Annotated in this window: 12 protein-coding genes; 11 read left to right on the top strand and 1 reads right to left on the bottom strand. The window is 41.1% G+C overall.

The window, feature by feature from the left end; genetic code table 11:
* Positions 1–113 precede the first annotated feature (113 nt).
* Entirely contained in the window at positions 114–1,055 is a 942-nt protein-coding gene (hutG, locus tag IE080_RS02145) for a formimidoylglutamase (protein WP_189578798.1), read from the top strand.
* 200 nt (positions 1,056–1,255) lie between these two features.
* Here hutG and IE080_RS02140 read toward each other — a convergent pair whose 3' ends face one another.
* Positions 1,256–2,002, bottom strand: coding sequence for a DeoR/GlpR family DNA-binding transcription regulator (locus tag IE080_RS02140; protein WP_189578797.1), 747 nt, complete (start codon positions 2,000–2,002; stop codon positions 1,256–1,258).
* A 208-nt stretch (positions 2,003–2,210) separates the two neighbouring features.
* On the opposite strand from IE080_RS02140, the gene IE080_RS02135 reads away from it, so the two are divergent.
* The 10 genes from IE080_RS02135 (at position 2,211) to IE080_RS02090 (ending at position 13,180) form a co-directional block, all read left to right on the top strand.
* The gene (locus tag IE080_RS02135; protein WP_189578796.1) at positions 2,211–2,867 is read left to right on the top strand and encodes an N-acetylmuramoyl-L-alanine amidase; all 657 of its coding nucleotides are present in this window, start codon (positions 2,211–2,213) and stop codon (positions 2,865–2,867) included.
* Positions 2,868–2,884: 17 nt separating this feature from the next.
* Positions 2,885–4,546, top strand: coding sequence for a glycoside hydrolase family 10-like protein (locus IE080_RS02130; protein WP_189578795.1), 1,662 nt, complete (start codon positions 2,885–2,887; stop codon positions 4,544–4,546).
* 3 nt (positions 4,547–4,549) lie between these two features.
* Positions 4,550–5,029, top strand: coding sequence for a GNAT family N-acetyltransferase (locus IE080_RS02125; protein ID WP_189578794.1), 480 nt, complete (start codon positions 4,550–4,552; stop codon positions 5,027–5,029).
* Positions 5,026–6,294 carry an MFS transporter gene (locus IE080_RS02120; RefSeq protein WP_189578793.1) on the top strand — a complete coding sequence of 423 codons (1,269 nt, stop codon included), beginning with the start codon at positions 5,026–5,028 and terminating at the stop codon, positions 6,292–6,294. The genes IE080_RS02125 and IE080_RS02120 overlap by 4 nt, the downstream gene beginning before the upstream one ends.
* 6 nt (positions 6,295–6,300) lie before the next feature.
* Positions 6,301–7,803, top strand: coding sequence for a glycoside hydrolase family 3 protein (locus IE080_RS02115; RefSeq protein ID WP_189578792.1), 1,503 nt, complete (start codon positions 6,301–6,303; stop codon positions 7,801–7,803).
* A 74-nt stretch (positions 7,804–7,877) separates the two neighbouring features.
* Positions 7,878–10,508: a valine--tRNA ligase gene (locus IE080_RS02110; protein WP_189578791.1), complete on the top strand. Its 2,631-nt coding sequence runs from the start codon at positions 7,878–7,880 to the stop codon at positions 10,506–10,508.
* An 895-nt stretch (positions 10,509–11,403) separates the two neighbouring features.
* A complete protein-coding gene (locus tag IE080_RS02105; protein WP_189578790.1) occupies positions 11,404–11,862 on the top strand; it encodes a nucleotidyltransferase substrate binding protein in 459 nt (152 codons plus the stop codon).
* Positions 11,852–12,172: a nucleotidyltransferase domain-containing protein gene (locus IE080_RS02100; RefSeq protein WP_189578789.1), complete on the top strand. Its 321-nt coding sequence runs from the start codon at positions 11,852–11,854 to the stop codon at positions 12,170–12,172. The genes IE080_RS02105 and IE080_RS02100 overlap by 11 nt, the downstream gene beginning before the upstream one ends.
* Positions 12,173–12,245: 73 nt before the next feature.
* Positions 12,246–12,728, top strand: coding sequence for an Xre family toxin-antitoxin system antitoxin (locus IE080_RS02095; RefSeq protein WP_229800452.1), 483 nt, complete (start codon positions 12,246–12,248; stop codon positions 12,726–12,728).
* Positions 12,728–13,180, top strand: a complete 453-nt coding sequence (locus IE080_RS02090) for an RES family NAD+ phosphorylase (RefSeq protein ID WP_189578788.1) — start codon at positions 12,728–12,730, stop codon at positions 13,178–13,180. Before IE080_RS02095 ends, IE080_RS02090 begins: the two co-directional genes overlap by 1 nt.
* Positions 13,181–13,231 lie beyond the last annotated feature (51 nt).

The raw sequence follows: 13,231 nt of genomic DNA, 5'->3' as shown, positions 1-13,231 counted from the left end.
TTAACTGCATTGATTGATATGCAATCGTGAGCCAAGAGTATAGATTACAAATTTTAATCTATTTTTACTTCAGTGAATAAACTGCCAATTTGCACCTATAAATCCTGACAACTATGCTTCACCCTTCGGAAAACAGTTACCATGGAAGAACTTCAATCAACCGAGAATACTGGCATGAACGTATCAGGCTGTCGAACATAAATGCCCTTGATAAAATAGAGGCAGGAAAAAAACCAGCACTTTTAGGTTTCTGTTCGGATACCGGAGTTCAAAGGAATCAAGGGCGGATAGGGGCAAAAAATGGACCTGATGCCATTCGACAGGCACTTGGTCCCCTAGCCTATCATGCCCGGTTTGACTACATCCAAGACTTCGGAAATTGTTGGGATTATGATGGAAATTTAGAGGAAGGTCATGATGAACTTTATGGACATATCCATTCCCTGTTAGCGCACAATTACTTTCCGGTAATTTTTGGAGGAGGTCATGACTTGGCCTATCCCCATGGGAAAGCAGTCATGGATTATTGCTTGGCGAAAAATGATAAGGTTGGCATCATTAATTTGGACGCACATTTGGACTTACGGGATTTAGCTAACGGACAACGTCATTCGGGATCCCCCTTCTTTCAGTTGGCCGAAGCTTATGGAAAGGATTTTCACTATTGCTGCTTGGGAATGCAACCAGCTTCCAATCCAAAGTCCTTACTTACCTATGCAGAAAAAATTAATGCATGTATTGTTGATAGTTCGGATTTTCAGCAAGAAAATTGGCAGGGGATTCAAGACCAACTGGAACATTTTTGCGCTGATAAAAACAAACTCTATCTGAGCATTGACCTGGATGGATTTTCATCTGCCTATGCCCCGGGTGTGAGTGCTCCTTCCCCTCTTGGGTTTTCCCCTATACTCGCAATGAAAATAATTGATTGGCTAATGGCTAGTAAAAAAATGAGTGCTATGGATATTGTTGAATTGAATCCATTGTTTGATCAAGACAATTGCACTGCCAAACTAGCCGCGCGATTGGTGGAATATACCATCCGAAAAATGTAGCACAGCCCTGACGATAATCATCTTTAGATGTGATCCAGGTCAATAGCTAATTCATACTTATTATCTACTTTTAAGTATTGAAAATGAATGCATTGAAATACTTAACAGAGGACACCCAGTGAATGGGTTTAAGTAGGTTGATTGAATTTTTTTCATAGGGAAGACCCCAAGTTTCTGACTTGGGGTCTTTTACTATGCAGCTATAAAATATCATCTATGTATTCCCTAAAAGGATGGAGTTTTTGGGAATCAGGTTCCAATTCCGTTATCAGAATATCTACTGCATTCAAATCACAGGTTTTGTACCTTTGAACGGAGAAAAGCTTGTTAGATACAGTAAGCAATACCAGTTTCTTAGTAGCTGCAATCATGGCTCGCTTGACCTGGACCACTTCCCAATCAAACTCTGTTAAACCACTAATGGGGTCCAAATAACCGGTTCCTAAAAAGCAAAGATCCACTTTAATTTGAGAAAGTACATTGGTAACCATTCCACCAACGGCAAACTTAGCCTCATGCAATAATTTACCTCCAAGAAATATAACCTCTACATTGGGGAAATTCATTAATTCGGAAGCTACCTGTAAACTTGGCGTAAATACCGTAAGCGATATCTTTCTTGGAAAAAACTTAACCACTTCCAAGTTGGTGGTTCCTCCACTCATCAATACCACCTGATCTTCTTTTAGGAGTTTGACAGCTTTGGCAGCAATCTGTTGCTTCTCATTCTGTAGATATATCGGTTCATCAAGGGTTGGAGTAAGAAAACTTCGGGAAATAGCACCTCCATGTACTTTTCTCAATTTTTTCAATTGATCCAACTCCTTCACATCTCTTCGTACAGTGTCTATAGATACATCCAACTGTTCGGAAAGATCAGTTAATAAAACGCGATTGTGGAGGTGAACTTGCTCCAAAATCAACCGTTGTCGTTCTTCTTTTAACATGTTTTGGGACTAAGCATTAAATAGGCTTGACAAAATTCTTTAATGAATTGTCGACAGAGCCATATAATTTCAACAAATGGGCTGCCTCTAATGATGTAATATGCAATTCATTCACCAAAATATCAACTCTTCGGTTGTAAGAAAAGAAGAAATCGGCAGGTTAAAGGGCCGATTTTCCTTTTATCTTTGACACCAAAATCCTGCATTTATGAACCATAAACACTACATACTCCTTGGATTCTTCTTTTTTTCGTGTCAAATCCTTGTAGGACAAACCTTTCGGATTTTCGAAAAACCCATCATTTTCAATGAAGAACGGGAACGATTATCCTTGGAATACCTAGAAAAAAGGCATGGAATCATCCAAGATAAAGCAACCATTCAACCAAAAATGGTGGTGGTCCATTGGACTGCTGTTCCCACACTAGAAGGAACCTTTGATGTGTTTAATCCCGTGCATTTGGGAGGTAGGCCTGAACTCACTACTGCGAGTAATTTGAATGTTTCAGCCCAGTTTTTGGTCGACCGGGACGGAGTAATTTTCAGATTACTTCCAGACACCACTTTTGCCAGACATACAATTGGACTGAATTACATGGCCATTGGGATTGAAAATATCGGTGGCCCAGATGCTCCCCTCACCAAAGCCCAGGTCAAAGCCAATGCGGAATTAATCAAGTATCTGCATAAAAAATATGCTCTTGAATATGTGATAGGTCACCATGAGTATTATGCATTTCAAGGAAGTGAATTATGGAAGGAAACCGATCCGGATTATTTGACCCAAAAAGTAGATCCTGGAGATCGCTTCATGAAAAAACTACGTAAGAGACTACAATCTTATAACTTCAAAAGTAAACCCTAATTTAGCTACTCCATCGGATGAAAAACCGTCAGCTTACAGCCAGACTCTTTTATTGGCTCATTTTCTTACTCTTTGTTCAGGCTTGTAAGACTTCACAAGCTCCAACTACGCAACCTTCGAGACCTGTTGGTCCTCAAGGACAACCAAGCATGCAAGCACCCATTCCTCCCAAAACTGTGACACCTCCTCAACCCAAAGAGTTTTACAGACAATTGCCTATTTCCATTTCAGAGAGTCCACGGGAGATGCGTGCTGTTTGGATCGCTACGGTTGCCAATATTGACTGGCCAAGCTCTTCTACTGCTTCCTTTGCCGTTCAAAAAGAAGAATTCATCAAGCTATTGGACTATTACAAGTCACTTAATTTCAATACAGTCATCGTTCAGATTCGGACTTCTGGTGATGCCTTTTATCCTTCCCGCTTAGCTCCTTGGTCCCGTTATTTGACTGGGAAAGAAGGTCAAAAACCTAACACCACAGAAGACCCACTATCGTGGATGATTCTGGAGGCCCATAACAGAGGGTTGGAATTTCATGCCTGGCTTAATCCTTACCGAGCTACCATGAATTTGAACACCAAATTATTGAGCCCTGAGCACGACTTTTTTAAACATAAAGATTGGATGATCAAGTATGACACCAAGTACTACTATGATCCCGGAAGACCAGAAGTCCGTGCACATTTGACAGAAGTCATTCGGGAAGTTGTGAAAAACTACAACATCGATGCTATCCATTTTGATGATTACTTTTATCCGTATCAAGTACCAAGACTAAAGTTTGAAGATCAGGCAAGTTTTAGAAAATATGGTAAACAAGGGCAAAAGCTGGAAGACTGGAGACGAGAAAATGTCAATCTTCTGATTCGGGATATTAGCCAAATGATCAAGCAAGAAAAACCTTGGGTTCAATTTGGCATCAGTCCATTTGGCGTTTGGAGAAATAAGGACAAAGACCCCAAAGGCTCCAACACCCGAGCAGGTCAGACCAATTACGATGAACTCTTTGCAGACGTATTACTTTGGATGAAAAACGGCTGGATTGATTACCTCATTCCTCAATTGTATTGGAGCATGGATTACAACCTTGCTTCTCATAGAATATTAGTGGATTGGTGGAATGAAAACCATTACAATACACACATCTATGTTGGTAATGGCCCATACAAAATCCGTGACAATGCAGACAAAGCTTGGGAAAACCCAATGGAAGTTCCCAATCAGCTCGCTTATGCTCGATTGGCAACCAATATTCAGGGAAATGCCTTTTTCTCTGCAAAATCTATGTACACTAAAAATCGGGATGTAGCCGAGCTTATCAAGCGAAACCATTATCAAAGACCGACCCTTCCCGCATCACCCTTAGCCTCCAAATCTACCAGTATACTCCCTACCAAAGTTCAAATGGTCCCTCATGGAGATGGTTTTGCGTTTGAGTTTCAAGAGATGCTTGGCCCGGATGTTCGTTTTGCTATTATCCAAACAGCAGCAAATTTGGCAGATTTGGAAGGGCATACAGCGCGTGTAGAATGGAGAAAAATCCATATCGACATGACCAATAGAAAAACTATTCCTGTTCTCAACTCTGTACATTCAAAATATGTTTCCCTGAGTTTTATTGACAGATTTGGTAAGGAAAGTAAAGCAATGGTGTTTGAGTTGAACCCTGTAACCCCTTAGCCTATGAAAGACATGCTTGTTCGATTACTGGAACTCCCGGACATCAGTGACTTGGAGGCAAAGCTTCAGACCAATGGAGTGATTATCAGAAGGCCTATCCCACCCGAAAAATCCTTTGTAGTGGACTGGGTATTTGAACACTTTGGACAATACTGGAAAAATGAGGTAGAAACCGCTTTTTCCTCACTACCTGTAAGCTGTTTCATCGCACAGCAGGGGAATGAAATCCTCGGATTTGCTTGTTTCGAGACTTCTGCCAAAAACTTCTTTGGACCTACAGGCACCAAAGAATCCGAACGGGGAAAAGGTATAGGAAAAGTCTTGCTGATCAAAAGTTTGGAAGCCATGCGGGAGATGGGTTATGCATATGCCATTATTGGGGGTGTAGGACCCGCTGCATTTTATGAAAGTACCGTTGGTGCACAAGTGATTCCAGGTTCAGAAATCAGTATCTACCAGCATTTGATCCGTAACAAACCATGAAAACCAAAAACAACCCTTGGTACTGGGTACCTCCCTTGTACATGACTGAAGGATTACCCTATGTTATCATTATCGTGGTATCCGTAATCATGTACAAAAACCTTGGTATTGACAACTCTGAGATAGGACTTTACACGAGTTTGCTTTATTTGCCCTGGGTTATCAAACCATTTTGGTCTCCGATTGTAGACTTATACTCCACCAAACGCAAGTGGTTTTTGGGGATGCAATTGGTCTTAGCAGCCTGTTTTTTAGGTGTTGGATTAGCGATTCCAACGAATCAGTTTTTTGTCATCAGTTTGGCCTTTTTTTGGATGGGGGCATTCGCTTCCGCTACCAATGATATTGCCTCTGATGGGTTTTACCTGTTAGCACTCAAAGAAGACCAACAATCCTTTTTCATAGGCTTGAGAAGTACTTTTTACCGAGTAGCTTCTGTCACAGGTCAGGGATTGATTGTAGTATTGGCGGGATATTTAGAAACTCACTACGGAGACAATTCTAAAGCTTGGTCCATAACGATGTTATTGGTAGCTGGATTGATTTTCATACTAACCTTAATCAATTTCTTAACTACCCCCAATGTAGAAAAGGAAGCAGATTATCAAAAACAAAAATCACTTACCTTTTTGGAAGTTTTTGCCAGTTTTTTCCAAAAAAAGGAAATTGGTTTAGCATTGGCATTCATTCTCTTATACCGCCTAGGAGAATCCCAATTGGTCAAGATGGTTTCTCCCTTTTTATTGGACGGCAGGGAGGTAGGTGGACTAGCTATGAGTACCTCGGATGTTGGGTGGATTTATGGTACATTTGGCGTTATTGCACTGACCTTAGGAGGGATTATCGGGGGAATTGTCATATCCAGGGATGGGCTTAAAAAATGGATACTTCCCATGATTTTGGCCTTAAATGTTCCGAATACTTTCTACTACATTCTAGCATTTGCACAACCCGAAACCATGTTTTACGCCGGCGCAGTGGTCGTCATCGAACAATTAGGCTATGGATTTGGTTTTGCTGCCTTTATGATGTACTTGATCTATGTGGCTGATGGACCTGCTAAAACCTCTCATTACGCTATCGCTACAGGCTTCATGGCACTTGGTATGATGCTACCTGGCATGGCTTCCGGCTACATTCAGGAGTGGCTAGGTTATGAGCAATTCTTTTTATGGGTAGTTTTATCTGCAATCCCTGGAATATATCTCGTCAAGTACATCAAAATCCCAGCTGATTTCGGTAAAAAACAAGAATCGAAAGTCTAATTATCCATGAATTTACGCGAAAAAATAGGGCAGTTATTCACTCCAGCTGCCTATATCCATGATACAGAAGAAAATATCCAAGCCATGGAAAACTTAATCCATCGATATGGTATCGGAGGAATTACATTTTTCCATAGCCGACATTCAGCAGCAGCAAATTTTGAACAGCGGCAAGAAAAGCTCAGCTATGAACATACCTTAGAGAAATTGGTCGCACTGATCAACCGCTACCAAAGTGTTTCAAAAACACCGTTACTCATTAGTATTGATGCGGAGTTTGGTTTGGCTATGCGAATTGAAGATACTCCTCACTACCCTTTTGCCATTGCAATGGGAGCTCTTCCAATAGAAAAGGTGAATGAAGTAGAAGCTTATGGGGAAAGAATTGGTAGAGATTTGAAAGCAGCTGGAATCCATTTGAATTTTGCTCCCGTAGCAGATATCAATACCAATCCCAAAAACCCTGTAATTGGCTACCGCTCTTTTGGACCTGATCGAGAAAAAGTCAGCGCATTTGCATTGGCAACTTATCAAGGAATGAAAAAAGCAGGGATAGCGGCCTGCTACAAACACTTCCCTGGACATGGTGATACAGCGGTAGATTCCCATTTGGGGCTACCGATTATCCATAAAAGTAAGGAAGCGTTGATAAAAGAAGAATTGTACCCTTTTGCCCAGGGCATAGCTTCGGGCATAGAAATGATCATGGTGGGACATTTGGCTGTTCCTGCTCTGACAAATGCACTTCATACACCTGCTACGATTTCAAAAGAAATCATCACAGGTTTACTGCGCGAGGAAATGGGCTTTGATGGCATAGTCGTTTCTGATGCTTTAAATATGAAAGCGGTGGCAGGAATGTTTGAGCAACCTGGTCAGTTAGAATTAGAAGCGTTTCATGCAGGAAATGATCTACTTTGCTTTTCCGAACACATTGCAGAAGGGATAGAAGCCATTGCGGCAGAAGGTGATGTAGAACAAATCGAACGCAGTTTTCAGCGAATCCAACAACTGAAAGCTTCCCTTGGACTGAAAAAAGATAAGCTTACCCCTGTGCCTACTTTTAACTTTGAAGAGATCGATAGTTTTAACCAGGGCTTGGCAAGAGCTTACACCCACATGATTCACCAAGGGGCAGATCTTGGAACAATACAGCCTTCGATAGGATTAAGCCTAGGTAAGCCCAGAAAGAATGTGTTTACTTCTGATGCTGGTTTCCCGGTTTTGGAATCTTTTGATGCATTAATTCCATTGCTTTCCCCTGGGGTTTCAATAGCAGTTGCTTTATTTGTACCATCTGCCAAACCAGTCAATAACTTTGGACTGGACCTACATGAACTCGAGAAACTTGGAAAATTAGGACAAGAATACCTCTTAGACCTGTACTTATTTGGCAACCCCTTATGTCTGCCATTGATACCTACTTGGGAAAACTTCCGTTCCATTACGGTTGCATACCATGATTTTGAGGTCAATCAGCGGGTAGTCTTGGAGCGAATGAAGGGATAAAGCTAGAAACATGCTATCCTGTTTCTAATTTTCTCTTAATTTTGCGCCTTGAGTTTTACACAATCCTCTTTCAAATGTCATTAGCTACAAAATATACACCTGAAGCCGTAGAGGCAAAATGGTATCAATACTGGATGGAGCATAAATTTTTCTCCTCCCAAGTGGATCACAGTAAAGAAGCTTACACCATCGTCATTCCTCCGCCAAACGTAACGGGAGTTTTGCACATGGGACACATGCTCAACAATACCATTCAGGATGTATTGGTTCGGAAGGCTCGCATGCAGGGTAAAAATGCCTGCTGGGTCCCTGGTACTGACCACGCTTCTATTGCGACTGAGGCAAAGGTTGTGGCAATGTTGAAAGACATGGGTATTGACAAAAAATCCTTGTCCAGAGAAGAATTTTTGACCTATGCGTGGGAGTGGAAGGAGAAGTATGGGGGAATCATATTGGAACAGTTGAAGAAATTAGGTGCATCCTGTGATTGGGACAGAACTAAATTCACCATGGATGCTGATCTGAGCGATGCTGTGATTTCTGTTTTTGTGGACCTACACAAAAAAGGAAAAATCTACCGTGGCATTCGTATGGTCAACTGGGATCCTCAGGGAAAAACTGCCCTATCGGATGACGAAGTAATCATGAAAGAAATACAGTCCAAACTGTATTACATCCGATATCAAATCGAAGGTTCGGAAGACTTTCTGACCATCGCTACCACAAGACCTGAAACCATTATGGCCGATGTGGCCATTTGTATCAATCCAAATGACCCACGATTCACTCATTTAAAAGGCAAAAAAGCCATTATCCCATTAATTAACCGTGCTATCCCAATCATTGAGGATGAGTATGTGGATATGGAATTCGGTACCGGTTGCTTAAAGGTAACTCCTGCCCATGATGTGAATGACTACGAATTGGGCATCAAACATAAATTGGAGGTTATCGACATCTTAAATGACGACGGAACCTTAAATGCAAAAGCCCAGATTTTGGTAGGGGAAGACAGATTTGTCGCCCGTAAGAAAATCGGTAAATTATTAGATGAGGCTGGACAGTTGGATAAAATCGAAGATTATAAATCCAATGTGGGCCACTCTGAGCGAACCAACGCAGTAGTAGAACCTAAGCTTTCCTTACAGTGGTTTTTGAAAATGGAAGATATCACCAAACCGGCTTTGAGCTCTGTTATGGAAGATATCATCCAATTGCATCCACCGAAGTTTAAGAACATGTACCGCTCTTGGATGGAGAATGTGCGTGATTGGTGTATTTCCCGTCAATTGTGGTGGGGACATCAAATCCCAGCTTATTACCTTCCTAATGGGGAATATGTTGTTGCCAAAACCAAAGAAGAAGCACTTGCCCAAGCGAATGCCACCTATGGAACTGACTATAGCATATCCGACCTGATACAGGACGAAGATGTTTTGGATACTTGGTTTTCTTCCTGGTTATGGCCCATCTCGGTATTTGATTCAGAGGTTTTCAGCACAGGCAAGCCCAATGAGGATCTAAAATACTACTACCCTACCAATGACTTGGTGACTGCTCCTGAGATCCTATTCTTCTGGGTGGCTCGAATGATTATTGCGGGCTATGAATACCTTGGAGAGAAACCCTTCAAAAATGTGTATCTTACAGGTATTGTGCGGGATAAATTGGGCAGAAAAATGTCCAAGTCTTTGGGCAATTCTCCTGATCCTCTGGAATTGATTCAAAATTATGGGGCTGACGGGGTACGGGTTGGGATGTTATTCTCCTCTCCTGCCGGTAATGACTTGCCATTTGATGAAAAATTGGTGGAGCAAGGCAGGAACTTTGCCAACAAAATATGGAATGCCTATCGACTCGTTCAGGGTTGGGAAATTGATTCAAATCTCAGCGGAGATGCTAATGCAGCATCCATTGCTTGGTTTGAAAACCGATTCAATCAAGCCTTAACGGAAATCGAAGACCATTTTGAGAAATTCAGAATTTCCGATGCCTTGATGGCAACCTATAAGTTGATTTGGGATGATTTCTGCTCATGGTATCTGGAAATGATCAAACCTGCCTATCAGGCACCAATCGATCCTGCAACCCATGCGAAGACCATTGAGTTTTTCGAAAATATCCTGAAGGTCTTGCATCCATTTATGCCATTCTTGACAGAAGAACTCTGGCATCAGATCAACGAAAGAAGCGCGGAAAATGCCTTGATAGTAACATCTTGGCCTTCTGCGGGCAGCTTTGATGTGAATAATATAGCAGAAGCAGCGCAAATCTTCGAAGTCGTTTCTCAAATCCGAAATATCAGAGCTTCTAAGGGCATTTCTCCTAAAGAAACCTTCTCACTTACCATCAAAACAGTAAATGCAGGCCTATATGAACGCTTTGAGGCAGTTTTGAAGAAATTGGCTAACCTTGATTCCGTTTCATTCGGAGATTCTTTGGACAATGCCATCAGTTTTGTGGTAAAAGCGGATGAGTGCTTTATTCCGATGGCAGGACAAGTGAATGTAGAGGAAGAGCGAGAAAATATCACCAAAGAACTGGAATACACCAAAGGATTCCTTCAATCAGTAATGAAAAAACTCAGCAATGAGCGTTTTGTGGCTGGTGCTCCGGAAGCTGTCGTCGCCAATGAAAAGAAAAAGCAAGCCGATGCTGAGGCGAAGATAAAAGCTTTGGAAGAGGCGTTGAGGAAGTTGTCTTGAGTGGATTTTGTAGATATTCGTAGATAATGGATATTAATTGATATTGTATGTGTGGATAGAACAGCGAAGGTGGAGAGACTGAAATACGGTTGATGTTGATGGATAACTTGTTCCGGTTTTCGGGATTGGATATTAATGGATATTGGATATTAATTGATATTGTATTTGTGGATAGAACAGCGAAGGTTGAGAGACTGAAATAAAGTAGGTATAAAGTTGAAATATTTTGGTATCCTTTATCTTTTTTGAGCTATCGGTAGACAGCTAGGGCCGTTAGGCCTGATATCTTCGTAGCATTGATAAAACACGATATCAGCAGAGGCGCGTAGCGCTGAGGTCTTGATAATGACAGATTGTATGTACCTAGCAAACATGGAATTTATGAGCTCTTAGAACTCAGGGCTGACGCCCCTCAGATTCTAACAATTCATGACCTTTCTACGAAGAACGCAGGGCTAAAGCCCCTATTAGCCAATCCTTCATAAAAAATAAGTCTGATTTCGAGCTTCAATCAGTTTTAGTATTAATAAAATATTATTGGAGTCTCGGGAACTCTGACAAATGATGGATAACACTTAGGGCCGTTAGGCCTGATATCTTCGTAGCATTGATAAAACACGATATCAGCAGAGGCGCGTAGCGCTGAGGTCTTGATAATGACAGATTGTATGTGCCTAGCAAACATGGAATCCATGAGCTCTTAGACCTCAGGGCTGACACCCCTCAGATACTAACAATCCATGATTTTTCTACGAAGAACGCAGGGCTAAAGCCCCTATTGGTGAATCATTCAAAAAACAGAGATTGTCAATTGACAGTAAGTTTCGTTTATAAGAAATTATTGTTGGGAAGATGGGGGAAAATCTTTAACTTAACATGATTCAAGAAACATACGATGGAATCAAAAGATATTCGTTGGGAACAACGGTTCAGTAATTATAAAAAGGCTCTAGCTAAACTGGATGAAGCCGTTTTGAGGATAAAGGAAGACTATCCTTCCGGAAAAGACGGGAAAATTGCGGAAGATTCTTTTTTGGATGACATTTTAAAAGAAGGACTAATCCAGCGATTTGAATATACCCATGAACTCGCTTGGAATGTAATGAAAGACTTCCTGGAGGCTGCTGGAAATACTGAAATTTATGGTTCCAAAGATGCCACAAGAGCTGCCTTTTCAGCAGGATTGATTACCAATGGAGACATTTGGATGGATATGATCAAAAGTCGAAACAAGACTTCTCATACCTACAATGAGGAAACAGCTGATGCTATTTTTTTTAAGATCATCGAAGATTATATTCAGGAATTTCAAGCGTTTAATTCGAAAATGGACACCTTAGACCATGAAAACTAAAGAGCTTGAAAAATTTGGCCTCTCCCATACAACACTGGAAAAGATTAATTCGGTGTTTGGAAAATATCCCGAAGTAGAAAAAGTAATAGTTTATGGTTCTAGAGCCATGGGTAATTATAGAACTGGTTCTGATATTGACCTAACGTTGATCGGTTCAGATGTTACATTAGATACACTTTTCGCTATTGAAGAAGACCTCGATGAATTATTTCTTCCTTACACATTTGATATTTCAATTTTTTCGCACTTGAGGAACCCTGATTTTCTAGACCATATTAAAAGGGTTGGAAAGGTCTTTTTTGAAAAATAAGTTTTAGGATAAAATTGCGGAAGAGTTTTTTTATATAGCAAATATGCTGTATATTAGTAGCAAATATATTGCCATGAAGACGATTCCATTTAAGCCAAGTCAGGACACCCTAAAAGAAGCTAAGCTTAGGTCCAATCCTTCCTATTCAATGGACTTTTCCGACAAGACGATCGAGTGGAAATCCAATGCTGAGCGGGTAGAGTTGATTCGAGAAGGTTTGCCCTTTGATGCTATTGAAAAAGTAGCTATCACCTACAAAATGCCTGTCAAAAATGTACTTATGGTGATGGATATCCCGCAGACCACTTACAATAAAAAGAAAAAAGACCAAGAAAAACTTAGCGGTAGAGACAGTGAGTTGATTCTCGTTCTTTCTGAATTGATGGATCTGGGTGTGGATACTTTTAATGGTGAAGTGAATGATTTTCTAGCTTGGCTCAAAAAGCCTAATATTTCCTTGGGAGGAGTTAGCCCTGAGAGTCTTTTCGATTCCGTTACTGGCATAGAAGAAGTTCGTAATTGTTTGCATCGTATAGAATACGGGAATCTTGCCTGATGTTGGTATTTAGGATAGAGCGGAGAAAATATCTCTCTGACACCCTTAAAGGTATTGGCGCATCCAAATCCAAAGGTTTCCGCTGGAACAGTCTAAATACTTTTATGGTGTACACATCAGAATCACGAGCGCTTACATCGTTGGAAGTAGCGGTACATATGGATTTAGCGACTGATTTCCCAAAGGACCGTGTGTTAATTACCATAGAAATTCCTGATTCAGTGGTAATCAGTACTCTTTCTTCGGAGTACCTCCCCTATGATTGGGATGCCAAGCCACCCCAATTATTGACCCAACTCATTGGAGATGATTTTATCCAAAGCCAAGCAAGCGCAGTATTACGGGTCCCTTCCAGCATCATCCCAGAGGAATTCAATTACCTCATCAACCCAACTCATCCTGATGCAAAGTTGATTTCAGTGGTTTCTTCAAGAGCATTTGGGTTTGATTAGCGGTTGAGGTGAAGGCATTGGGTTCACGCAAGGGCGCAAAGCCGCAATTTT

It is taken from the genome of Mongoliitalea lutea (genome assembly GCF_014652135.1).
Lineage (GTDB): Bacteria > Bacteroidota > Bacteroidia > Cytophagales > Cyclobacteriaceae > Mongoliitalea > Mongoliitalea lutea.
Note: the sequence above shows the minus strand (reverse complement) of the source record. Positions and strands in the feature narration are given on the sequence as shown.